Raw genomic sequence first — 24,181 nt, 5'->3', positions numbered from 1 at the left:
TGTCGACTGGCACGGTCACTGCAATTCATCTGCTGACGAGTTGTAACACCATTTTTCATGCCGGGAGCAGAACAACAATGAATAGATCCTCTGATGGGTTTTATCCTGCCTTTGATGGCGAGTCGAGCAACGTCTCAGGGGTGTCCTGGGGCGCGATCTTCGCCGGGGCCGCAGCCGCTGCGGCACTGTCGATGATTCTTGTGCTGCTCGGCTTCGGTCTGGGCTTCTCTGCTGTTTCACCGTGGGCCGGGGAGGGTGTCAGCGCCAAGGGCCTGGGCATTTCGACAATCGTGTGGCTGGCGGCTACGCAAATCATCGCTTCCGGCCTGGGTGGCTACATTGCCGGTCGCCTGCGGGTGAAGTGGGCGAACATGCACGGTGACGAGGTGTATTTCCGCGACACCGCCCACGGCTTCCTCGCCTGGTGCGTGGCCACGCTGGTCACCGCTACCTTGGTGGTCGGCTCGGTCAGCAGCATCATCAGTGGTGGCGTGCAGGCCGGTGCGAGTGTCGCCGGTGGCGCGGCCAGTGCCATGACTCAGGCCGCCGGTACGGCTGCGGCCAACACCAGCAGCGATCAGTACGGTTACTTCGTCGACAGCCTGTTCCGCGATGACCGTCCTGCCGCCGTCAGTGATGACGCCGCTCGCGGCACCGTGACCCGGATCTTCGCCCAGAGCCTGGCCAACGGTCAGCTCAGCCCTGAGGATCGTACCTACCTTGCGCAACTCGTGGCGCAACGCACCAACCTGAGCCAGGCCGATGCCGAACGTCGCGTCGATGAAATCTACGCCCGCACGCAAAAAGCCATAGCCGACGCCAAGGTCAAGGCCCAGCAGGCCGCTGACACCGCCGCCAAAGTCGCTGCCTGGACCTCGCTGTGGATGTTCATCGCGCTGCTGGCCGGTGCGTTCTTCGCCAGCCTGTCGGCCACCTTCGGCGGTCGCCGCCGGGATGCCGTCGAGTACGTCGAAGTCGACACCTACACCACGACCACTGTGCCCCCAGTCCGTTAATCAAGGAGCATCACCATGCGCTCATTACTGCTGTTTTTCCTCGGCGTGCCAATCCCGATCATCATCCTGATCGCCCTGTTCGTGCACTGATCCCTCTGGGGCTTATGCCTCGGCCGCTTCCATCTTCGGGTGGAAGCGGCTTTTTGCTGTCCTGCCGATGGAGCGGCACAGAACCGTACAGTCATTTCCATGGCCTGGATCAATATTCGTCGGCGCGATATCCCCTACCGTGAAATTTCCCGGCCCTTGCCGCTGGATCGACTACATTGCTTGCGCGCACTTTGCTGCGCGATCAGAGCAGACCTGCCGGCCCGATAGAGAGATAACTTCCACGAGCCGGCGAGGTGTAGTGCAGCAAGGAGCTGTTTCAACCTCACCTGAACCTTTTCACGGATGATCATCGCAATGCACTGCCTAGAAAGAACCTTCGATATCCAGCCTTTGACGCAGGCGGATATGACTGTCCACATCAACGGCCAGCCGGTCACCGCCGCCATCGGCGAAACCGTGCTCAGCGTCATTCAGTCCCTCGGCGTGCGCCAGGTCGCGCGCAACGATCACAACCAGGTCAGCGGTGCCTATTGCGGCATGGGCGTGTGCCAGTGCTGCCTGGTGAAAATCAACGGCCGGCACAAGCGCCGCGCCTGCCAGACCGTGGTGCGTGACGGCATGCAGGTCGAAACCCAGGTCAACCGCATTCACGGACAGGAGGCGCCATGAGCCAGCATCCGGTCATTGTCGGCGGTGGGCCGGCGGGCATGGCGGCGGCCATCGAACTGGCGCGCCATGGCGTGCGCAGCACATTGCTGGAAGAGGCGTCGCGCCTTGGCGGCGTGGTCTATCGCGGGCCGCTGCGTGACGGTGTGCAGCTGGATTATCTGGGGCCGCGTTACTCCGAAGCGCTGAGCAAACTGCACGGCGACTTTCAGGAGCAGGCCGGGCTGATCGATGTGCGTCTGCATCACCGTGTAGTCGGCGCCGAAGGCACGCGTTCGCTGGTGGTGCTCGATGGCGATGAGCGACTGCATGAAATCAGCTATCCGCAACTGGTGATGGCCGCCGGTTGTCACGAACGCAGCGTGCCGTTTCCCGGCTGGACACTGCCCGGCGTGATCATGCTCGGCGGCCTGCAATTACAGATCAAAAGCGGCGTGGTCAAACCTCAGGGGCCGGTGGTCATCGCCGGCACCGGGCCGCTGTTGCCACTGGTGGCGACCCAGCTGCACGCGTCCGGCGTGAGCGTTGTCGGCGTCTACGAGGCCTGCGCGTTCGGCAAGATTGCCAAGGAAAGCCTGGCGCTGCTGAACAAGCCGCAACTGTTCCTCGACGGCTTGAGCATGCTCGCCTACCTGAAGCTGCACGGCATTCCGATGAACTATGGCTGGGGCGTCGTTGAGGCGCACGGCGAAGGCGAACTGAAAAGCGTCAGCGTGGCGCCGTACTCGGCGACGTGGGAGCCGGACATGAGCCGCGTCGAGCGCTTCGAAGCGAAGACGCTCGCGGTTGGCTACGGCTTCATTCCGCGTACGCAGTTGAGTCAGCAAATGGGCCTGGATCACGGCTTCAGTGATGACGGTTACCTGCGCGCCAATTCCAACATCTGGCAGCAGAGCAGCGAACCGCATGTGCACCTGGCCGGCGACATGGGCGGGATTCGCGGCGGTGAAGCGGCGATGCTGGCCGGCAAGATCGCCGCCACTTCGATCCTGTTGCAACGCGGTGTGCTGGAAGAAGAACTGGCGCGGGTCCGCCGCGACCGTTATCTGGGCAAACTCAAAGCCATCGTGCGTTTCCGTGCGGCGGTGGATCGCTACACCGAGCGCGGCGTCGGGCAGATCGCATTGCCAGCGGCCGACACCGTGATCTGCCGTTGCGAACACGCCACCCGCGCCGACATCGACCGGGCGCTGGAGCAGGGCGTGCAAGACATCGCCAGCCTGAAAATGCGTACCCGCGTGAGCATGGGCGACTGTCAGGGGCGGATGTGCGTCGGTTATTGCAGCGACCGCCTGCGTCAGGCCACCGGGCGCAAGGATGTCGGCTGGCTTCGGCCGCGATTCCCGGTCGATCCGATTCCCTTTTCCGCGTTCCAGTCCCTCGGCACGGAGGCCGTTTCCCATGAGTAAGTTCTATGACGTGGTCATCGCCGGCGGCGGTGTGATCGGCGCGTCCATCGCCTATCAGTTGTCCAAGCGCAAAAACCTCAAGGTCGCGATGATCGACGCCAAGCGACCGGGCAACGCGACCCGCGCCTCGGCCGGTGGCTTGTGGGCCATCGGCGAATCCGTTGGCTTGGGCTGCGGGGTGATTTTCTTCCGCATGATGTCGGCCAATCGCAAGCGCGAAACCCAGGGCGCGGCGGTGGCGGTGGATTCCAGCACGCCGCATATCCTGCCGCCGTCGTTCTTCGACTTTGCCTTGCAGTCCAACGCGCTGTACCCGGCGCTGCACCGTGAGCTGAAGGACAACCACGGGATGGATTTCAAGTTCGAAAAGACCGGGCTCAAGTTCGTCATCTATGACGATGAGGACCGGTTGTACGCCGAGCACATCGTCGGCTGCATTCCGCATCTGGCGGATCAGGTGCGCTGGCTGGATCAGGCGGCGTTGCGCGAGTCCGAGCCGAGCGTCAGCCATGAGGCGCGCGGTGCGCTGGAGTTTCTCTGCGACCACCAAGTCAGCCCGTTTCGCCTCGCCGACGCCTACGCCGAAGGCGCCCGGCAGAATGGCGTGGACATGTACGTCAACACCAACATCACCGGCGTTCTGCATCACGGCACGCGGGTGACCGGCGTACAAACGGCCGAAGCCGGGGTGTTCCACTGCAAGACCCTGATCAACGCCGCTGGCGCCTGGGCAGCGGACTTGAGTGAATGGGCGACCGGCATCCGCATTCCGGTGAAACCGGTGAAAGGCCAGATCCTGCTGACCGAACGCCTGCCGAAAATCCTCAACGGTTGCCTGACCACCAGCGATTGCTACATGGCGCAGAAGGACAACGGCGAAATCCTGATCGGCAGCACCACCGAGGACAAAGGCTTCGACGTCACCACCACCTGGCCGGAAATCGCCGGGCTGGTGCAGGGCGCGGTGCGATGCCTGCCGGAACTGGCGGACATCAACCTCAAACGCACCTGGGCCGGATTGCGGCCGGGCTCGCCGGATGAGTTGCCGATTCTCGGGCCGATGGCCGGGGTGGAGGGTTACCTGAACGCCTGCGGGCACTTCCGCACCGGGGTGCTGACGTCGGCGATCACCGGGGTGTTGCTGGACAAACTGGTCAACGATGAACCGCTGCCGCTGGACATCACGCCGTTTCTGGCGGACCGGTTTGCAGTGGCGCCTGTGCAGGAAGAGCGGGCGCTGGAGATGGCCTGATCAGAACCTTCCCGCGCAGTGCGCGGGAAGGCTTGATGGCGGGGCTCAGGACTTGCCGGATTGTTCTTCCAGTTGATCCGACTCGAACAGTCTGGCCAGTTCCGCCCGTGCTTCCTGGGCGGTCTGCAGGACTTTGGCCGCGTCGTCGTACACCGCGTGTTGAGCCTCGAGCACCTGTTCGTCGTGGTGCTTGAAGCGCTTGATCCGCGCATCGGCCTGGGCCTGGGTCAAACCGAGGCCAACCAAGGTGCGACGGCTCATTTCCAGGCTTGAGTAGTAGGTCTCCCGGATCGGGTCGGCACCGACATCCACCAGGCGATGAACGTGCTGCCGGTTACGGGCCCGGGCGATGATTTTCATGTGCGGGTAGAGCTTGCGCACGATCTCGGCAGTCTTGATGTTGGTCTCCGGATCGTCCGTGGCAATCACGAAATACTCCGCTTCCCCGACCTTGGCCGCACTGAGGATTTCCGGGCGCATCGGGTCGCCGTAGAACACCGGCACACCGCCAAAGCTGCGCGACAGTTCGATGGTTTCCACCGAGGTATCCAGCGCCACGAACTTGATGTTCTGCGCCCGCAGGATCCGCGCCACGATCTGGCCCATCCGGCCCATGCCGGCGATCACCACCCGTGGGGTTTCGGTGTCGATCTGGCGGAATTTTTCCGGCACTTCCACCGGCTGCACCTTCGGGCTGACCAGCCGTGCACAGATCAACAGCAGCAACGGCGTGACGGCCATCGACAGGGTGATGGTCAGCACCAGCAAATCGTACAGACGCGGTTCGAACAGGCCCTGATCGCGACCGATCTTGAACACCACAAAGGCAAACTCACCGCCCGCCGCCAGCACGATGCCAAGGCGAATCGCACTGACTTTGCTCAACCCGCCAGCCAGACGTCCGACCACAAACAGCAACGGCAACTTCAGGGCGATCAGCAGCAGCGTCAGCCCCAGCACTGTGATCGGCGCGCTGAACAACAGGCTGAGATTCGCCCCCATGCCGACGCTGATGAAGAACAGTCCCAGCAGCAGGCCTTTGAACGGTTCGATCTGCGCTTCCAGTTCATGGCGATATTCCGAGTCCGCCAGCAGCAACCCGGCGAGGAACGCGCCCAGCGCCATCGACACACCGACCATGTCCATCATCCACGCCGTGCCGATCACCACCAGCAACGCGGTGGCGGTGGAGACTTCCGGCAGACCGGTTTTCGCCACGATGCGGAACACCGGGCGCAACAGATAACGGCCACCGATCACCACCACAGCGATGCTGCCCAGCACCTGCAAACTGTGGCGCACATCGTCGGCGGTACTGGTGTGGTGATCGACACCCGCGAGCATCGGCACCAGAGCGATCAGCGGGATCGCAGCGATGTCCTGGAACAGCAGAATTGCAAACGCCAGGCGACCGTGGGGGCTGGTCAGTTCCTTGCGTTCTGCCAGGCTTTGCAGACCGAACGCAGTGGACGACAGGGCCAGACCGAGGCCCAGAACAATCGCGCTGTTCAACGGCTGGCCGAATACCGACAGTGCAAGCACGCCGATCACCGAACCGGTCAGCAGTACCTGCGCCAGACCGACGCCGAACACCGATTTGCGCATCACCCACAAGCGTCGCGGCGACAGCTCAAGACCGATGATGAACAGCAGCAACACCACGCCCAGTTCCGAGATATGGCTGACGCTCTGTGGATTGCCGATCAGGCCCAGCACCGACGGGCCGATGATCACCCCGGCAAACAGATAACCGAGCACCGCGCCCAGTTGCAGACGCTTGGCCAGGGGAACGGTGAGCACCGCCGCGAACAGAAACACGACAGCGGCTTGCAACAGGTTGCCTTCATGGGGCATGACACAACTCCATAACACGGTACGACGGGAGGGCAAGGATAAAGGCTCGCCCCATGCCATACCACCTGCGGGGGAAACTGATGTGGTGGGTGGTGATTTCTGATGAGGCTGTTCATCTTTGAACCGCCAGGCCGTATCTGGTCATGTAAAGTTCTACTTTGGTCTTAGAGAGTTGGAGAGTATTTCTCTGGAACAAGGACTCCAAAGTTCGTATTTGTGGGGAGGGTTTTATCCGGTCATGTAACTTGTATGACGAGTGTAATGTTGCGAATAGGGGGGCTTGAATCGCCGGTATTGCTCAATAAAAGCAGCGGCTGATTCGATAAATCAAAGTCTTTTTTATGGTTCTTGAAAACAGTGCAGGGTGGTTGTGTGGACTAGATAGTTCATGATTTTCTTTTGTTTATGAAACTTTCGTAACAATGATTGACAATGCAATTCTTCCGAACTTACTATTTTCCCCGCAAAAGCAGGTCGTTAAATGATCGTTGCAGGGAATTTGCAAATAACGATTGTTTATCCCGTTTCACCGCAAACAAGAAGTCTGCGGCGAGGCGGTTTCGATCACGCGCCTGTGTTGTGCTGGCCGCCTGGCAAGGTGCCGCGCAAGTATCAGGTCTCATTCGACAGGGTGGGCAGGAAAGCCCGCTTGAAGTTAAGTTTTCATAAGGATTTGAAACCTTGTACTCGAATTCCAAGGGGGCAGCACGCCCGCTATTTATGCCTGTCCGGCTCGCTTGCAACACGCCCCGCGTGGCAGCTGGCAAGCGTTTGCCCGCTGACGCGGCGCCCATCTTCAAAACATCCAACAACGTAATGTGCACTCGGCATCTCTCGACGTCGAACGTGCGCACTTTGCCCTTTGTCCGGCGAGCTACCGAGCATTCGTTCACTTTCAGCTCGCGTTTCAGGCTGCGGGCCGGGCACTTCTGATTTCCAGAATTTCAGTCAAACGTCTTTAAAGCACACTCTTGGTGACGGCCAGGTGCTGGACTTGATTTGAAACGTACGCACGAACTTTGGATTTTGTGTCCGGGCTTTTTTATTTATTTAAACCTACGGCAGTGGTCGGGAATTATTGGTTTTCGAATTTGCCGATGACTTGCGCAAGCGTACCGGGAAAGTTGTGCTCAGGGGTTGTTGGCTTGACGGAATAGTGGCGTCAATGATTTTGCGATGAATGAATATTCGAGCGGTTGCGAACCGCTTGTTTCAGGTCATGCAAGAGGGACCTGATGGCGAAGGTGTAACTCTCGGGATCTGAAGGAAGATCGCTGTAAGTACTGAATTCGCATTCGCTGTAGTGGGTAAGCAAGCACATTTAACGTGAAGTTTTCATAAGGATTTGAAACTGTGTACTCAGACGCCATTGATCCGGAACACCTGCGGCTTCAGTCCGACAAACACGCACAGGGGACGCCCACGGCAGCCGCCGGGAAAGGGGCCGATTCAGCATCGCCGTCGGGCCGCCGGCCAGAGGCTCACTCAATCTATTCCCGTGAATCCGCGACGCCAAACGGGCGCATCTTCCTGAGTGGTCAGCAGGCGCTCGTGAGGTTGCTTCTGTCCCAGTCGGCGCTGGATCGGGCCAACGGCCTGCGAACCGCCGGGTTCGTCAGCGGCTATCGCGGCTCGCCTCTGGGTGGCGTGGATCGGGAGTTGATGAAAAGCAAAGACGTGCTGGAAAGCGCAGATATCCGCTTTCTGCCTGCCATCAACGAAGATCTGGCGGCTACGGCACTGATCGGCACTCAACGCGTCGAGACCGATCCGAAGAAGCGTTACGACGGTGTCTTCGGGCTTTGGTACGGCAAAGGCCCTGGCGTCGACCGCTCCGGGGACGCGATCAAGCACGGCAACTTTTACGGATCATCGCCCAACGGGGGCGTCCTGGTGGTCACCGGCGATGACCATGGCTGCGTATCGTCGTCGATGTCCCATCAGTCCGACCGCACCCTGATGGCCTGGGGGCTGCCGGTAATTCACCCGGCCGGGCTGGCCGACTACGAACGCTGTGGCCTGTGGGGCTGGGCGTTGTCGCGGGTGTCCGGACTATGGGTCGGCTTCAAGGCCATCACCGAGACCGTTGAGGCCACCACCTCCGTCGCGTCGTCCCCGTTGCCAGTATTTGTCACGCCCGAAATCGACCCGGGGCCGGACGGCCTGCACTGGCGCTGGCCCGACCTGCCGGGCATGCAAATCGAGCGGCGGCTTCCCTATAAGTTCGACGCTGCCCGTGCATTTGCGCTGGCCAACCCGATCGACGTCGTCGTGACGGCACCGCAGCAGCCGAGGCTGGTGATCGGCGCAATCGGCAAGGCCTATGGCGATGTGCGCCAGGCCTTGCAGCAGGGCGGGGTTTCGCTGGAGCAGCTGGAAAGTGCCGGTGTGGCACTGTTGAAGATCAATCTGGTCTACCCGCTGTCACCGGTGCTGGAGGCCTGGGCGAAGCAGGCCGATCAGGTGCTGATCGTCGAAGAGAAGCAAGCCATCGTCGAAGAGCAGCTCAAGCAAGCGCTCTACAACGCAGAGTCCGGGCAGCGTGCTGTCATCCTGGGCAAGCGTGACGAAAGCGGTGCACCGTTGATTTCGGATCACGAAGAACTGAGGCCGTCGCGCCTTGCGACGATGCTTCAACAACGATTGCAAGGTCTGGGCATCACGCTGAGAGTGCCCGAGTACTGGTATCTGCCTGCGGTTAGCCGGACTCATGACTGGATCCGCCGTACGCCGTATCTGTGTTCGGGGTGCCCGCACAACACCTCCACCCGTGTGCCGGAAGGCAGCGAAGCGCGGCTCGGCATCGGCTGCCACGCGATGGCGGCGCGCATGCCCGAACGTGCAACCAGCGGCAGCGTGCAGATGGGGGGAGAAGGGGTCGACTGGCTGGGGCAGGCGCCTTTTGTCGAAACCCCTCACATATTCCAGAACATCGGCGACGGTACGTTTTTCCATTCTGGCTATCTGGCAATCCGTCAGGCCATTGCGGCCGGCGCGACCATCACCTACAAGCTGCTGCACAACGATGCGGTGGCCATGACTGGCGGCCAGCCGATCGACGGCAAGCTGACGGTCAAGAAAGCCGTCGAACTGATGCAGGCCGAAGGCGCCCACCGGGTCGTGGTGGTGGCAGACGATCCGCAACGCTTCGAAGCGCGGGGCAGCCTTCCGCAGGGCGTCGAACTGTTACATCGTGAGCGGCTGGAAGAGGTTCAGCGACAGTTGCGCGAAACACGGGGTGTCAGTGTGCTGGTGTTCGATCAGGTCTGCGCCATCGAGGGACGTCGGCGCAAGAAGCAGTTGCCGGCGCCTGTCATGAAAACCGAAGTAGTGATCAACGAAGCGGTGTGCGAAGGCTGTGGCGACTGTCAGGTCAAGTCCAATTGCCTGTCCGTGACGCCGGTCGCGACCCCGTTCGGCACCAAACGCCGGATTGATCCCCACGGATGCAACACCGATCTGTCCTGCATCAAGGGCTTCTGCCCGAGCTTCGTCACGGTGACCGGCAAACCACGGGCGCAATACCGTCGGCAGGCCGACAGCCGCCAGGTTCTGGCCCGCGCTGAGGCATTGGCGCTGCCGTCTTCGCGCTCACTCGAAACCCCGTATGAAATGCTGCTGGCAGGCATCGGCGGCACCGGAATCGTGACGGTGGCGCGCACAGTTGCCCTGGCTGCCCATCTGGACGGCCGGGCGGTCAGCGTGCTCGATTTCACCGGGTTCGCCCAGAAGGGCGGGTCGGTACTCAGCCATGTGCGACTGGCCAACGCGGCCGACGTGCTGCACCAGCATCGCATCGACCTGGGTGGTGCCGACCTGTTGCTTGCGGCCGATCTGGTGGTCGCCAGCGAAGACGATGCATTGACGACATTGCGGGCAGGTAAAACAGTGGTCATCGCCAACACCGCCCAGACCCAGACGGGAGCGATGCTGCGCAATACCGAATTGCGCATCGAAACCGCCGCGATTCAAGCCTTCCTCAAACAACGGGTGGGCGCCGAGCACTACCACGCGCTGGATGCGGCACAACTGGCCAACAGCCTCGTCGATCCGATGCAGGCCAACATGCTGTTGCTGGGTTATGCCTGGCAGCGGGGGACGGTGCCGGTGTCGCTGCAAGCGCTGAAAGACGCCATCGATCAGGCCGGCAGCGCCGCCGCCAACCAACTGGCGTTCGCCTGGGGGCGGCTGTGGGCTCAGGAGCCGGCGTTCGTCATGCCATATCTCGACCCGGCGAGTAACGACGTGTCACCGGTGTCGATCATTGACCTCTCAGCTCGGCGCGAAGGCATCGAACGGCTGGTCGAGACCCGCAGTGTGTTCCTGACCCACTATCAGGACGCGGCCTATGCGGCACGCTACCGTCAGGTGATCGACCGGCTTCGGTCAATGCCTGCGATCGGCGACGACAGTCCGCTCACCGAGGCCGTGGCGCGCAACCTGTTCAAGTTGATGGCCTACAAGGACGAGTACGAAGTCGCGCGGCTGCTCACCGACAGTCGCTTCATCGCACCACTCAAAACCCGCTTCGAGAGTGGCGTCAGGCTCAAGTTCCACTTCGCATTGCCCCTGATGCGCAACCGCAAGGACGGCAACGGCGAGCCGAAGAAAATCGCCGTCTCCGGTTGGGTGTTGCCGTTGCTGAAGGTGTTGGCCAAGGGCCGCGTGTTGCGTCACACCCGCTTCGATCCGCTGGGATGGTCCGCCGAGCGCCGTGAGGAGCGGCGCCTGTTGCTCGACTACGAGCAGACGCTGCAACGCCTGCTGCCAAACCTGAGCGCGGAGAACCTGCCGTTGTTTGTGGAATGGGCGAATCTGCCGGACTCGATTCGTGGCTATGGCCACGTCAAGGAACGGTCGATCGCCGCCGCACGACAGCGGGAAAAAGAGCTGATCGTGCAAATCGTCGCGGGCACCCACAGCCTGTCGGCGGCCCCGGTCGTCGAGACCTGGCTGCCGCAATCGACCCTCGCCCCGCAGGCCCGCAAAGACGAAGCGCGGGACGTCAAGCAGGCCTCGTAGCCGGCGGGGTTTCACCTGCCTTCAAGACAACAACGACCAGAATGAGTGGACCCGACATGAACAACGAATGCATTTCACCGGAGCTTTTGCACAAAGGCTCGGCCGATGACGTACTGATCTGCGCCCCGAGGGTCGCGCTGCCGCTACACATCGACGAAGCGCTGCTGCAGGCTGGCGACAATGACCTGCTGGCGCGCCGGTTTTCGGCCGGCAGCGGCTCGCAGCGAAGCTTTGAGCTGACACCCGATGTACAGAAAAGGAGCCGCATGGGCGGCACCGAGGCGGACGACGAATGGGGCCGGGTGAGGGCGCTGCCGTACCAGATCGTCACTCCGGCCCTGCTGGAGAACGCGGCTGCCAACGTCAGCCCGGAGCAGGCGGTGGCGCGTCTGTGCGATTCGGTTCCGGCCATCCGCCGTGCCAGTTCGTTCCGCTTCATCAACAACGCCGACAACTACTTTTTCTACCGCAAGTCCCACGAACATGTGCCCGGCACCATGTTCATCGAAGCGGCGCGCCAGGCGGTGTATCACCATCTGTATCACCACACCGGTTATGCGCGGGGCGATGTGACCGTCAGCGTCAATGAACTGAACGCGAGCTTCTTCGCCTATGCGGAGTTGATGTACCCGATCGAACTGGTGGTCGACAACATGACCCCGACCGACAGTACATCGCCGAAGAAAATCTTCTTCCGGGTGGCGTTCTATCAGCGGCAGACCCTGTTCGCCACCATCGATACCAAGGCTACGGTGATCGACATCCGCCTGTTCGAGAAAACCCGGAACATCTTCATTCAGTCCAGCGACTGGTTCGCGCCCATCCACCCCGCGAAACTGGTGTGCAGCGTCAGCGATGGCCAGGGCCGCGAGGCCGATGTGGAGTTGCTCGGCCTGGGCAAGAACGGCTGCGTGACGACGATGCCGGAGATTGACTTCATCGACTCGGCCAGGCTGCACATCCGTTATGAAGGCAAGCTGGAATTTTCCTCCGCCATCCTCAGTGGCGGCCAAGGTCGGCACGCGTCGTGGGAATTCCCGGCACTGGGGTTCGACGACCTGCAGACCCTGAGCGACATGATCAAGCGTGGCTTCGTTCATCTGGACGAGGCGGCCCTCGGGGCGTTGCGCGCATGAGCAATGACATCGACGAGCCGATGGTGGCCACCGGCGTGCTGCAACTGGGCGCGCAGGTGGTTGCGAAAAACCGGATGTACTTTTCGTCCCTGGGCATGGATCTGTGTGACGAACACGGCTTTCCCCGGCCGGCGTTCTTTGCGGTCTACCGATCGTTGATGGACGGCGGGGCCGGTTTCGGCTTTCTCGGCAACGCGAGCGTGGACGCCGACGCACGCTACAACAGTCGTGGCCTGAAGCTGACGTCGCCGGTGCACGCCGACGCCTTGCGTCCGTTGTTCGAGGCTGCTCGACAGCGAAGCTTTCCGCTGGGCGTGCAGCTGCAGCACTACGGCCCGCAGTCGATGCCGTCGGAGCAGGGCATCATTCTCAGTCCGAGCGGTATCGCGTCCGCTGCGATGCTCAAGGCCTATCCCCAGGCGCGGGCCGTGGCGATGTCGCACACGCAGATTCTGCGCTGCGTCGATCAATTCTCGGCTGCCGCCCGGCTCGCACAAGCGGCCGGTGCCGCCCTGATCCAGGTCCAGGCATCGAACGGCTATCTGGTCAGCAGTTTCCTGTCGCCACGAACCAACCACCGCGACGATGAATGGGGCGGCAGCCCGCTCAAACGGGCCCGGTTGCTGCTGGCCATCGTCGAAGGTATCCGTGCGGCCACCGGCGATCAGGTGCCGGTCACTGTGCGTCTGGGCATCGATGACGGGCTGGGTGAGGAAGGCCAGCGCGCGAGTCTGCTGGGCGATGTGGTGGTCGCGCTCGAGGCCGCCGGAGTGGCGGCCATCACCTGTTCCACAGGGGTCAGCGAAACTTTTCCGTTCTTTTTCAGGAACAAGGCGCAGGCGCTGGCCCTGTCGCGTGCGGGCTGCCGCTACCTCAAAGGTTTTGTGCAGATTCCGGTGGGTTTCACCGGTTCGGTCAGCGATGTGTCGCAAGCCAATGAAATCATCGAGAGCGGCGATGCCGATTTCGTCGGATTCGGCCGCGCCATGCTGGCCGACAACCATTTCATCGCCAAGGAACTCGCCGGTCAGGCCGGACGGGTCAACCGTTGCCGGGGCGATGCGTTCTGTTTCCGTGACAAGAAGGATCCCATGGCCGAGCGGGTGTACTGCTGCGTCAATCCTGACTACCGCCGGCCGGAAAAACTGCAATTGCACTATGAGGAAAGTCTGAAATGAACTTCACCGGAAAAATTGCCCTGGTTGTCGGGGGTACGCGCGGCATCGGTTTCAACGTCAGCCAGAAGCTCGTCGAAGCCGGTTGCATCTGCTACATCACCGGTCGCAACGAGGATGACGGCCTGACCGCGCAAAGCCGGCTCGGCGAACGCTGCACGTTCATCAAAAGCGATGTCACGGACGAGGCGTCGGTGGCCGAGCTGTTCAGGATCATCAACGACCGCCACGGGCGACTCGATCTGGCGGTGAACAACGCCGGCGTCACCTCGAAGCACGCACCGATCCGTGACATGGATTTCGCCGACTGGAAACGCGTGCTGGAGATCAACCTGCTGGGCCCGCTGTTGTTGCTCAAGCACCAGACGAACCTGATCTCGAAGCATCCGGGTGGCTCGATCGTCAACGTGTCGTCCTGTGCCGGCCTGCTGGGCGTCGCCAAACAGAGTGCCTATTCCACCAGCAAGGCCGCCCTGAACATGCTGACCCAGGTCTGCGCCATCGAGTCTGCGGAAGCGGCATTGCCGGAGCGCCATCCGGTTCGCGTCAACGCGGTGTGCCCTGGCCCGACGATGGGCGGCATGAACTCGGAAGAACGCTTGAAGGCCAACCCGGAGTCCACGAAACACAAACTTCAGGTCACGGTCATGAAACGATTCGCCGATCCGAGTGAAATTTCTGCGGCGATCCTGTGGCTGCTCAGCGATGCTTCGTCGTTCGTCACCGGCACTGTGATGCCGGTGGACGGCGGTTTCTCGGCCGGTAAATTCTGATGAGCACCACAGAGCGCGAGCTGTCTCATCCAACAGGCAAACGGGTGTTTATCACCGGCGTGAGCAGCGGCATCGGCGAGGCGCTGACCGAGTTGCACCTGAAACACGGCTATACCGTGTTCGGCACTTCCAGGCGCGAACCCTACCGCTTCATGTCGCATCCGAACTTCCGGTTCCGGTCATTCGATCTTTCGAAAACCGACGAAATGGGCGAGCTGTTCATAGGACCGTTCGCCGAGATCCTGAGCCAGGGTGTCGATGTGCTCTTTCTCAACGCAGGGATCAGCGGCAACGTGCCGGCCCGGGGCGAGGAGTTTTCGGTGGCGGAGGTACAGCATGTGCTTAACGTCAACGTGCTGGCGAACAAAGCCATTCTGGATCTGATCCTGGCCTCGGCTCATCGCCCGGCCACCTGCGTGCTGTCGGCTTCGATGGCCGGTGTGCGGTTTCGCGCGGGCACGCTGACCTACAGCCTGTCGAAAGCGGCGCTGGCGGCACTGGGCGGTGTCTACGCCGAAGAAAACCCGGACATCTTCTTTGCCGTGCTGGGCCTGTGCAACGTCGACACCGGGCTGTCGCGACAAGTGAGCTTCAGCCAGAGGACCGCCGATTTCCCTGACTTGCGTTCCTTGCAACAGCGGGCCCTTGCTCCCGGTTACATGATCTCCGCCGCCCAGCGTGCCGAGGACATCCGCGAGGTGATCGGTGCACCTGCCGACTATGGCTTGAAAAGCGGCGTGTTCGTCGACATGAGGACCGTGCTGACCCGTCAACCGAAGGCGAGCGAGCCGCTACCCCAAGCCTAGCGAACCCGTTGACGCACCCCCAATAAAGGAATGTTGGAATGCTGAACGAAGTCAAAACCCTGGTCGAAACCGCTGTGCGGCAACAGGATCTGTTACTGAGCGAACCCATCGACCTGTCCCGTGGTGAAGACAGCCCGTTGTATGGCGTCGAAGGCACCATCGACTCCATGACCCTGGTCTCGATCATCGTCGACACCGAAGAAAAGATCCGCCACCGATTCGGCGCCGAAGTGCACCTCGCCGATACCTCCGACCTGCCTGCGACCGCCACGCCGTTCGCGACACTCGGCACGCTGTGCGCGTATGTCATGAACCGGTTGGAGTCAGCCCTGACGGCGGCCGGTACAGAGGCTCTGGCCAATTGACTCAACGGTCGCCGTCGCAGGGCGGCGCCTTTATCGAGAGGTGGACATGCAAGTCGAAACGTTTCTGGAACATCTGAAGGCCGGCGCGGACAGGCCGGCGATCATCAGCGACGAAGGTCGCTTCACTTACGCCGAACTGTGCCGACAGATCGACGTCTATGCCGAGTCGCTGGCGGCGCAATCGGTCAGCGATTGCTGTGTGCTGCTGGTCGACAACTACAGCTTTAACAGCGTCTGCCTGTTGTTCGCTCTATGGCGGCGCAACAATGTCGTGGCGTTGTCGGTGCCCAAGAGCGGCGAGCAGCTGGTGAATCTGGCGCACGCTGCCGGTGCACGGTTTACCGTGACGGGGAACGGGCCACAAGGTTACTCGGTGGTGGCGAACGATGGCGCTGCGGTGCCGTCGACTGTCGGCGGTCTCGTGTCGCGCCGGCAGGCCGGTTTCATTGTGTTCTCGTCCGGCTCGACCGGGCCGGCCAAGGGCGTCGTGCACGACGTCGCACGTTTCTTCGAGCGTTATCTGAAGGCCGAGCAGTGTGGCGCGATTCTGGCGTTCCTGCTGTTCGACCACATCGGCGGACTGGTCACCGTCCTGCAGGCACTGGCCACCCACGGGACGCTGGTTTTGCCCAATGAGCGTTCGCCTCAGGAAGTCGGGCGCTGTATCGAAACGTTCAAGGTGCAAACGCTGCATGTGTCGCCGACGCTGTTGAACTTGGCGACGATCACCGGCGTGTTCCAGACCTGGGACATCCGCAGCCTGCAACGTATCTATTTCGGCTCCGAGCCGAGTTCGCCCGAAGCCATTCAACGCATCGCCCGCACATTGCCGCAGGTGCGGCTGAACCAGTTGTACGGCATGTCGGAAATCGGTGTGTTGCCCTGTCGGGGTCTGGATGGCGACAGCGCCTGGATGACCGTCGAGGATCCGGCCTACAGCCTGCGGGTGGTCGACGGCATTCTGCAGGTGCGCGGAGCGACCAATATGCTCGGTTACCTGAGCGGCCCAGGCGAGCTGTCCGATGATGGTTATCTGATTACCCAGGACCTGGCGGAAGAACGCGACGGCTACTTCAGGGTCAGCGGGCGGGCGGTCGATGTGATCAACGTCGGCGGCAAGAAGGTGTTTCCGTCTCACGTGGAGAGCGTGTTGATGGGCATCGACAACGTTTCTGACGTCGTGGTCTACGGTCAGCCCAACCCGTTGCTCGGTCAGATCGTGGCCGCGCGGTTCACCTTGCTGGAACCGGAAACGCTGGAAGCGTTCAAGCCGCGACTGTATGCAGCGATCCGCGACGTGTTGGCACCGGAGCAGTTGCCCCGGCTGATCTCCGTCAGCGACACGCCACTGTTCACCAGCCGCTTCAAGAAAATGCGCCACCCTGGCGTCCTCAGCGGGTCGTAAGACCTGATTACCACGTTATAAGGAAATGACAACATGGCCGTACTCGAAGCAATGCGCGCAAGCATCGCGGAAATCCTGACCCTGCCGCTGGATGAACTGAAGGGCGATGTCCGTTTGGAGAACAGCGACAACTGGGACTCGATGGCCAGGATCGGCATTGTCGCCCTGGTGTTCGAATCGACCGGCGTGACGGTGTCTGGCGAAGAGATGGACCGTATCGTGACGGTGCAGGACATCTTCGATCTGGTATCCCTGAAAATGAAGGAAACCGCATGACCCTGCGCACCCTTTGCGGAGTGACCGTGCGTGCGGTCACGTCCGCGTTGCCCGAACGGCGCGTGGGGCTGGACGACTTCGCCGAACTGTTCGGCGCCAAGGAAGTGGCCCGCATCGCCAAAAGCACCGGCATCGAATCGATCAGGAAGCCGGATCGCTGGACACGTCCGACCTGGTGATCGCCGCGTGCCGTCACCTGCTGGATCAGGGTGTGTGCGCAGCGCAGGAGATCGATGGTCTGATCGTCGTGACCCAGACCCCGGACTCGTGGGTGCCGGGTGTCGGTTTCCTGGTCCAGCAGGCGCTCGGACTGCCTCAGCACTGTCTGGTGCTGAACGTTTCCGCCGGTTGCTCGGGGTACGTCACTGCGCTGGTTCAGGCCGGCGCGCTGATCGCCGCCGGCGCCTGCAAAAAGGTATTGCTGTGCACCGGGGATGTGACCACCAAGCTGCTGGACGGTCGCGACCGGCATGTGAAGATGCTGTTTGGCGATGCGGCTTCAGCCACTCTGCTGGAGGCGGGCGAGGGGACGTTCGAGTTTCTGTGTGGAGCCGACGGCAGTGGTCGTGAGGCTCTGGAATCAGACATCGCCTACACGCCTGAGGGTGACAGCCAGACCCGCGCCTCGATCCAGCGTCTGCAGATGGACGGTACGGCGGTGATGAACTTTGCACTGAACCGGGTACCGCAGACCGTCAAGTCGCTGCTTGACGCGACGGGGTTGACGCCGGCGTCGCTCGACTTACTGGTGCTGCACCAGGCAAACGGGTTCATGCTCAACTACCTGCGGCGGATGATCGGCGTCGCGCCGGAGAAGATGCCGATCGACATCGACGATGTCGGCAACACCAGCTCCACATCGATTCCGATTGTCCTGTCTCGCCACGGTGCGGTTGGCACAGCGCAGGCACAGAACGTTGTGTTGTGCGGATTCGGTGCCGGTCTGTCCTGGGGCGCATTGAAACTCGACCTTCGGCGCACGCTCGCCGTGCCGCCGTGCTACGTGCCTGAAGAAGCCACGCAGGCCGCCGGCCCCGGCGAACGTCTGGAAGCCTGACGGGCCAATGCTGTCGGAGCTTTCGGGGATGTCTGCGGGCATTCCCGAAAGGACTCCGGATCTCTCCACCGGATGAAAAGGGACACCATTGCATGTTCGGGACATTCTGGAAAACACTCGGGATCTTTGGCGACGGAACCGATGCCCACGGGATTTCACCTTCACCGTTTCTTCCGCGATTCAACTTTTACGAAGTCCACCAATCGGGCGCGATTGATGCTCAGCCCGATGCCATCATTGCCGCGGTGTGTGCCCTGGACATGCGCGCGGACCGGGTGGCCGATGCCTTGCTGACCCTGCGCGAGCTGCCGGCAAAGCTGATCAGAACCATCGGCAACCGACCGCAACCCGCGCCCGCGCCGTTCGGTTTTGACACCTTCACCTTGCTGCGGCGCACTGACCACGAAGTGTCCCTGGGATTGGCGGGGCGTTTCTGGCGCCCGGATCTGGACGCTTGCCTTGTGGCCGATGCTCCGGCGTTCATGGCGCTGGACGATCCCCGCGTCGCCAGGCTGGTGTTGCGTTTTCAAGTCATCGAGCAAGCAGAAGGCGTACGTACGTTATGCACCGAAACGTTCGTGTTCTGCCCCAACACTCGAACCAGATGGTTGTTTACACCGTATTGGCTGGCGATCCGCCTGGCCAGCGGCTGGATCCGGCGTCGAACCCTGGCATCGATCCAGCGGCAATTTCCGGCACCCATCCCATAGGCCGGGGAGGGCCACCCTAAGGAGAGAGTCGAGGTTCTGTAATAATTTGCATCAATTGGTTACATTTATAGCCTCTGCGAATCAATTCCTCCCGAGTCTTCCATGGCCATCAACTTCGACCTCAACGACCTGCAAGCCTTTCGCGCGGTGGTCGAGCAGGGCAGTTTCCGCAAGGCCGCGGACACCGTGCGCATCTCGCAACCGGCCTTGAGCCGACGCATCGAAAAGCTTGAAGACGCCCTCGGCGTGAAGCTGTTCGAACGCACCACGCGCAAAGTCAGCCTGACCCAGGCCGGACGCGGTTTCATGCCAAGTGTCGAGCGTTTGCTGGACGATCTTGATGTGGCTTTGCTTGGTATCAGCGAAGTCGCCTCCAACCGTCAGGGCCACGTCACCGTCGCTTGCGTGCCGTCGGCGGCTTACTACTTCATGCCACGGGTGGTCGCCCGCTATCACCAGCAGTTCCCGCGTATCAAAGTCAAAGTCCTCGACTCCAGCGCCCACGACGTCCTGACGGCAGTGGTCAACGGCGAGGCGGATTTCGGTCTGAGTTTCATGGGCACTCAGGAGGTGGGCGTGGATTTCGAGCCGCTGGTGCAGGAGAGCTACGTGGTGGCCTGTCGTCGCGATCACCCTTTGGCCGGGCGCAGCAGCGTCAGTTGGGACGAGTTTTACCAGCAGGATTACATCTCGCTGGACAAGACGTCGGGCAATCGCTTTTTGCTCGATCAGGCGCTGGCGAAAGTGGTGCCGCAACGGCCGAGCATCTGCGAAACCCTGCACGTGACGACGATGATCGGTCTGGTGGAGGCGGGACTGGGTGTGGCGGCGGTGCCGTTGATGGCGATGCCGGCGGCGGATCATCCGATCCTGACGCGGGTGCCGCTGACCGAGCCGCAAGTGATGCGCAGTGTCGGCATCATCAAGCGCCGGGGTCGTACCCTGACCCCGGCGGCACTGGAACTGGAGCGGCTGGTGGTGGAAATGAAGGTCCAGCCGCCGAAGGTCAGCGCTTGACCGAATCCAGCCCGGTAGCCTGTACGTCGGCCTGGGCGGCAGGCGCGGCCAGATAGGCAAGCAACGCCTTGGCTTCCTGCGGATGCTGGGCACCCACCGGAATCCCCGCCGCGAAACGCGTTACCGATTGCACCGATTCCGGGATCTTCCCGACATACGTCACCCCCGGCACCGGCAGCAACTCGCTGACCTGCTGGAAACCCAGTTGATAGTCACCGGTGGCAACCACCGAGCCTACCGGAATTTTCGGGATCATCTTCGCCTTGGGTTTCAGCTGATCTTCGACGCCGAGCTTCTTGAACAACTGCTGCTCGATGTACACGCCGCTGGCGCTGTCGGAGTAGGCCACCGATTGGGCATCGAGCAGGGTTTTCTTCAGGGCATCGACGTTGCTGATGTCCGGTTTCGGCGCGCCTTCGCGCACTACCAGGCCGATCCGCGAATCCGCCAGTTCCACCCGCGAGGCCGGGTCGACCTTGCCTTGCTTGATCAAGTCGTCGAGGGCGTAGCCGACCATGATCACCACGTCGGCCTGCTCACCCCGGGCCAGGCGATTGGGGATCGCCTCCGGGGCCTTGCCCATCGACGGGCCGAGAATGGTGTCGAGGGTGTTGCCGGTGTTCGCGGCGAATTTCGGCCCGAGAATTTTGTAGGCGGCGGTGAAACCGCCGGAGGTCATTACCCGCAGTTCTTCAGCCTGGGCCGCAACGTTGAACGCAAGGCCGGCGAGCAGGGCAGTAACCGTCATGAGTTTTTTCATGATGCTCTCCTCAAACAGCGACAGGTTGCAGACGACCGCCCGCACGGCGATACAGATACAGCGTCGCGCACAACGCACACAGCGCGCCGACACTCATCCAGTAACCCGGCGCAGCCTTGTCGCCGGTGTACTGGATCAGGAAAGTCGACATTGCCGGGGTGAAGCCGCCGAAGATCGCGGTGGCAAGGCTGTAGGCCAACGAGAAACCGGCCACACGCACCTCAACCGGCATGATCTCGGTCAGCGCCGGAATCATCGCGCCGTTGTACATGCCGTAGATGAACGATAGCCACAGCAGCGACAGCAACATGTGGCTGAAGCTCGGCGCCTGCACCAGATACGACAGCGCCGGATAGGTGGTCGCCAGAGCCAGCAACGACATGGTGATCAACAGCGGGCGACGACCGAAACGGTCCGACAACGCGCCGCCAATCGGCAGCCAGAAGAAGTTCGAAACGCCCACCAGCAGCGTCACCAGCAACGCATCCGAGGTGCTCAGGTGCAGCACGGTTTTACCGAAGGTCGGCGCGTACACGGTGATCAGGTAGAACGCGGTGGTAGTCAGGGCAACCATCAACATCCCGCCGATGACCACGACCCAGTTCTGGCCGAGGGTGCGGAACACCTCTTTCATGCTCGGGCGATGTTTGCGGGTGGCGAACTCTTCGGTTTCCGCCAGGTTGCGACGCAGCAGGAAGATGAACGGCACGATCATGCAACCAACGAAAAACGGAATCCGCCAGCCCCAATCGGCAATCACATCCGGCGCCATCCACTGGTTCAGGGCAAAGCCCAGCGCGGCGGCAACGATGATCGCAACCTGTTGGCTGGCCGACTGCCAGGCGGTGAAGAAACCCTTGCGGCCCGGGGTGGCGATCTCCGACAGATACACCGACACACCGCCCAGTTCTGCGCCAGCCGAGAAGCCCTGCAGCAAGCGCCCGACCAGCACCAGCGCCGGGGCGAACAGACCAATGGTTTCGTATCCGGGCACCAGCACAATCAATATCGTGCCGCTGGCCATGATCGACAGGGTGACGATCAAGCCCTTGCGACGACCGACGTCATCGATGTACGCACCGAGCACAATGGCCCCCAGCGGACGCATCAAAAAGCCTGCGCCGAACACCGCGAACGTCATCATCAGGGAAGCGAACTCACTGCTCGCCGGAAAGAACACCGCCGCGATCTGCGTGGCGTAGAAGCCGAACAGAAAGAAGTCGAACTGTTCGAGGAAGTTACCCGAGGTCACCCGGAAAATGGCACCGGCTCGCGAGCCGCCGTGTGGGATTGAGGCTGTCATCGAAAAATACTCCACCGCTTTTATGACGTGCGCGACGGGGAGGCGGCGCACGGTTTTTATTGGGGCGGATAGTGGCGCAGGGGGATCGATCTGTTAATTGCATAGTTGGCATGGATTGATGCGTATGCTGGATCAATGCATCTGGAGGGGCGACTACACTTTCGAATCCGGCATCATCAAAAAACAAGGAATGATTCCAGAACCCCGCAGTCGGAGTTCAGGTATCACACATCTGAAGGAGGTTCACCGATGAACAATAAGACCCTGATCGCCAGCCTGGCCCTCGTCGCCGGCATCGCCGGGATCACCCCACTCGTTCAAGCGGCGCAACCCTCGACCGATACCGTCGAACGCTCGCCCACCGACGGCCGCGAACTGAAGGTCAACGACCGCGCCCCGGACGTCTATCAGCGCAGCGAAAAAGCCATCAAGAACTGGAAACAGAAAGGCCTCAAGCAACCCGATCCGCAGGCGCAGTGGGTGCAGATGAACGACAAGTACGTGATGGTGATGATCACCAACGGGACGATTGTGGATATCAAGCCGGTGGAGCGTTAACGCTCACATTCCAAATCCCGGTGCACTTGCCCGCACCGGGCTTTCGCCACCCAACCGATACTGATTATTCCCGCTGCGCTTGGCCTCATACATCGCCAGATCCGCAATATGCAGCAGCCGATCCATGGTCGGCGCATGGTCGGGGAATACCGCCACGCCGAGGCTGGTGCCGATGTGGCGTTGGTCGTTGCCGATGGTGATCGGCGGGGACAGTTCGATGAAAATTTTCTGACAGATGCTGCGGGCTTCGTCCTGCAGGTTCAGGCCGGGGGCGAGGCCTTGGAGAATGACCACGAATTCGTCGCCGCCGATCCGCGCGACGGTATCGCTGACTCGCAGGATACGTTTCAGCCGTGTGGCTGTGGTGATCAGGACGCGGTCGCCGGCGGCATGGCCGTAACGGTCGTTGATGCTTTTGAAACCGTTGAGATCGATAAACACCAGCGCCACCCGGGTCTCGGTAACGCGGGCATGTTCCAGTGCTTCTGACAGGCGTTCTTCCAGCACCAGTCGATTGGGCAAACCGGTCAGCGGATCGAAGTGAGCCAGGTGCTGAAGGTAACTGGCCGAGGCCTTTTCTTCGGTGATATCGCGCACCACGCCCATCATCTTGATCATGGCGTCATGATCGTTCTTCACCACGTTGCCGGTTTCCCGCAGCCAGCGAATCGTGCCGTCGGGCCAGACCACGCGGTATTCCTCGTCGTGGTTTTCACCGGTTTCCAGGCAACGCAATTCCCCGGCGCGCACCTTGGCGCGATCGTCCGGGTGGACGCAGGAGCAGAACAAGGCGTAGGAGGGCGTCACTTCGCCGATCTTGAACCCGAACATGCCGAAGATCGCGTCGGACCAATAGAGTCGATCCGTGTCGACTTCCCAGTCCCAAGTACCGATCCGCGCAAAATACTGACTGCGCTTGAAGCGCTCGGCATCGCCATCCTGGCGGATGTTCTGGCCTTCGGCCGCGCGAGTGAGCAATTCACGGTATTCGGCAAGTTGCCGACGCAGGGCACGCTCGCGACGAATCAACACGGCGATCACGACCATCAGCACAACGACAAGGGCAAAGCCGATCCAGAGTTGAGTCATTCAAGCATCGCTGACATGGCGTATCGATTCGGGGTTGGTGGCGGGTGGCTATCATTCATCACGGCCAACGCTGGGTCAAACGGTTGCCAATGTCCGGCATTTCTGGGAAAACGGCGGCCAGCGGAACAATAGAGTGAATGTTATGAATGATGAACTGCAGATAATCGAACTTCAGCCCGGCGACGGAAAAGCCGCCGTCAAAGGCGCATTGATCACCACCCAATACACCGGTTGGCTGGAAGACGGCACCGAATTCGATTCGTCCTGGAGCCGGGGCAAACCGTTTCAATGCGTGATCGGCACGGGCCGGGTGATCAAGGGCTGGGACCAAGGGATCATGGGCATGCAGGTCGGCGGCAAACGCAAACTGCTGGTGCCGGCGCACCTGGGGTACGGCGAGCGGACGATGGGCAAGATTCCGCCGAATTCGAATCTGGTGTTCGAGATTGAGTTGTTGGAGGTTTTGACGCGGGAGGATTGA

Annotated in this window: 22 protein-coding genes; 18 read left to right on the top strand and 4 right to left on the bottom strand. The window is 61.5% G+C overall.

The features are described 5' to 3' along the window. Positions 1-77 precede the first annotated feature (77 nt). From R1A29_RS17010 to hcnC, 4 genes are all read left to right on the top strand, one after another. Entirely contained in the window at positions 78-1,016 is a 939-nt protein-coding gene (locus R1A29_RS17010) for a hypothetical protein (RefSeq protein ID WP_438298998.1), read from the top strand. A gap of 405 nt (positions 1,017-1,421) precedes the next feature. Next, positions 1,422-1,736, top strand: coding sequence for a cyanide-forming glycine dehydrogenase subunit HcnA (gene hcnA / locus R1A29_RS17005; protein WP_114886732.1), 315 nt, complete (start codon positions 1,422-1,424; stop codon positions 1,734-1,736). Then, positions 1,733-3,142, top strand: coding sequence for a cyanide-forming glycine dehydrogenase subunit HcnB (gene hcnB, locus R1A29_RS17000; protein ID WP_134826278.1), 1,410 nt, complete (start codon positions 1,733-1,735; stop codon positions 3,140-3,142). The genes hcnA and hcnB overlap by 4 nt, the downstream gene beginning before the upstream one ends. Then, positions 3,135-4,394 (top strand): cyanide-forming glycine dehydrogenase subunit HcnC, encoded by a 1,260-nt coding sequence (gene hcnC / locus R1A29_RS16995; protein ID WP_085732086.1) that lies wholly within the window; start codon positions 3,135-3,137, stop codon positions 4,392-4,394. Before hcnB ends, hcnC begins: the two co-directional genes overlap by 8 nt. A gap of 45 nt (positions 4,395-4,439) precedes the next feature. Here hcnC and R1A29_RS16990 read toward each other — a convergent pair whose 3' ends face one another. Further along, the gene (locus R1A29_RS16990) at positions 4,440-6,248 is read right to left on the bottom strand and encodes a monovalent cation:proton antiporter-2 (CPA2) family protein (RefSeq protein WP_114883912.1); all 1,809 of its coding nucleotides are present in this window, start codon (positions 6,246-6,248) and stop codon (positions 4,440-4,442) included. Positions 6,249-7,601: 1,353 nt separating this feature from the next. On the opposite strand from R1A29_RS16990, the gene R1A29_RS16985 reads away from it, so the two are divergent. The 12 genes from R1A29_RS16985 (at position 7,602) to R1A29_RS16930 (ending at position 19,990) form a co-directional block, all read left to right on the top strand. Beyond that, on the top strand, positions 7,602-11,270 hold the full coding sequence (locus R1A29_RS16985) for an indolepyruvate ferredoxin oxidoreductase family protein (RefSeq protein ID WP_438298997.1): 3,669 nt from the start codon (positions 7,602-7,604) through the stop codon (positions 11,268-11,270). A gap of 56 nt (positions 11,271-11,326) precedes the next feature. Next, entirely contained in the window at positions 11,327-12,406 is a 1,080-nt protein-coding gene (locus R1A29_RS16980) for an AfsA-related hotdog domain-containing protein (protein ID WP_438298996.1), read from the top strand. Then, positions 12,403-13,584: an NADH:flavin oxidoreductase gene (locus R1A29_RS16975; RefSeq protein ID WP_438298995.1), complete on the top strand. Its 1,182-nt coding sequence runs from the start codon at positions 12,403-12,405 to the stop codon at positions 13,582-13,584. The genes R1A29_RS16980 and R1A29_RS16975 overlap by 4 nt, the downstream gene beginning before the upstream one ends. Next, the gene (locus R1A29_RS16970; RefSeq protein WP_438298994.1) at positions 13,581-14,354 is read left to right on the top strand and encodes an SDR family NAD(P)-dependent oxidoreductase; all 774 of its coding nucleotides are present in this window, start codon (positions 13,581-13,583) and stop codon (positions 14,352-14,354) included. Before R1A29_RS16975 ends, R1A29_RS16970 begins: the two co-directional genes overlap by 4 nt. After that, positions 14,354-15,160, top strand: a complete 807-nt coding sequence (locus R1A29_RS16965) for an SDR family oxidoreductase (RefSeq protein WP_438298993.1) — start codon at positions 14,354-14,356, stop codon at positions 15,158-15,160. Before R1A29_RS16970 ends, R1A29_RS16965 begins: the two co-directional genes overlap by 1 nt. 38 nt (positions 15,161-15,198) lie before the next feature. Continuing rightward, entirely contained in the window at positions 15,199-15,525 is a 327-nt protein-coding gene (locus R1A29_RS16960) for a hypothetical protein (RefSeq protein WP_438298992.1), read from the top strand. A 46-nt stretch (positions 15,526-15,571) separates the two neighbouring features. Next, positions 15,572-16,930, top strand: coding sequence for a class I adenylate-forming enzyme family protein (locus R1A29_RS16955; protein ID WP_438298991.1), 1,359 nt, complete (start codon positions 15,572-15,574; stop codon positions 16,928-16,930). A 33-nt stretch (positions 16,931-16,963) separates the two neighbouring features. Next, positions 16,964-17,206, top strand: a complete 243-nt coding sequence (locus R1A29_RS16950; protein WP_438298990.1) for an acyl carrier protein — start codon at positions 16,964-16,966, stop codon at positions 17,204-17,206. Then, complete coding sequence (locus R1A29_RS16945; RefSeq protein ID WP_438298989.1) at positions 17,203-17,385, top strand: hypothetical protein; 183 nt, start codon at positions 17,203-17,205, stop codon at positions 17,383-17,385. The genes R1A29_RS16950 and R1A29_RS16945 overlap by 4 nt, the downstream gene beginning before the upstream one ends. Then, entirely contained in the window at positions 17,382-18,263 is an 882-nt protein-coding gene (locus tag R1A29_RS16940; protein WP_438298988.1) for a 3-oxoacyl-ACP synthase III family protein, read from the top strand. The genes R1A29_RS16945 and R1A29_RS16940 overlap by 4 nt, the downstream gene beginning before the upstream one ends. Before the next feature lie 92 nt (positions 18,264-18,355). Beyond that, a complete protein-coding gene (locus R1A29_RS16935; RefSeq protein WP_438298987.1) occupies positions 18,356-18,973 on the top strand; it encodes a hypothetical protein in 618 nt (205 codons plus the stop codon). A 102-nt stretch (positions 18,974-19,075) separates the two neighbouring features. Further along, positions 19,076-19,990 carry a LysR family transcriptional regulator gene (locus tag R1A29_RS16930; RefSeq protein ID WP_438298986.1) on the top strand — a complete coding sequence of 305 codons (915 nt, stop codon included), beginning with the start codon at positions 19,076-19,078 and terminating at the stop codon, positions 19,988-19,990. Here R1A29_RS16930 and R1A29_RS16925 read toward each other — a convergent pair. Continuing rightward, a complete protein-coding gene (locus R1A29_RS16925) occupies positions 19,980-20,750 on the bottom strand; it encodes a substrate-binding domain-containing protein (RefSeq protein ID WP_438298985.1) in 771 nt (256 codons plus the stop codon). The two genes, R1A29_RS16930 and R1A29_RS16925, sit on opposite strands and share 11 nt — an antisense overlap. Before the next feature lie 10 nt (positions 20,751-20,760). Beyond that, positions 20,761-22,053, bottom strand: coding sequence for an MFS transporter (locus R1A29_RS16920; protein ID WP_438298984.1), 1,293 nt, complete (start codon positions 22,051-22,053; stop codon positions 20,761-20,763). Between the two features lie 249 nt (positions 22,054-22,302). Here R1A29_RS16920 and R1A29_RS16915 point away from each other — a divergent pair, with 249 nt between their 5' ends. After that, positions 22,303-22,611, top strand: a complete 309-nt coding sequence (locus tag R1A29_RS16915) for an RcnB family protein (RefSeq protein WP_085711544.1) — start codon at positions 22,303-22,305, stop codon at positions 22,609-22,611. A gap of 3 nt (positions 22,612-22,614) precedes the next feature. On the opposite strand, the gene R1A29_RS16910 is transcribed toward R1A29_RS16915, so the two are convergent. Next, positions 22,615-23,700: a diguanylate cyclase domain-containing protein gene (locus R1A29_RS16910; protein ID WP_438298983.1), complete on the bottom strand. Its 1,086-nt coding sequence runs from the start codon at positions 23,698-23,700 to the stop codon at positions 22,615-22,617. 142 nt (positions 23,701-23,842) lie between these two features. Between R1A29_RS16910 and R1A29_RS16905 the strand changes: the two genes are divergently transcribed. Then, the gene (locus R1A29_RS16905; protein WP_438298981.1) at positions 23,843-24,181 is read left to right on the top strand and encodes an FKBP-type peptidyl-prolyl cis-trans isomerase; all 339 of its coding nucleotides are present in this window, start codon (positions 23,843-23,845) and stop codon (positions 24,179-24,181) included.

Origin of the sequence: Pseudomonas sp. NMS19W, assembly GCF_051554255.1 — a bacterium.
Classification (GTDB): Bacteria; Pseudomonadota; Gammaproteobacteria; order Pseudomonadales; family Pseudomonadaceae; genus Aquipseudomonas; species Aquipseudomonas kribbensis.
This window is presented reverse-complemented; position numbering and strand designations above follow the sequence as displayed.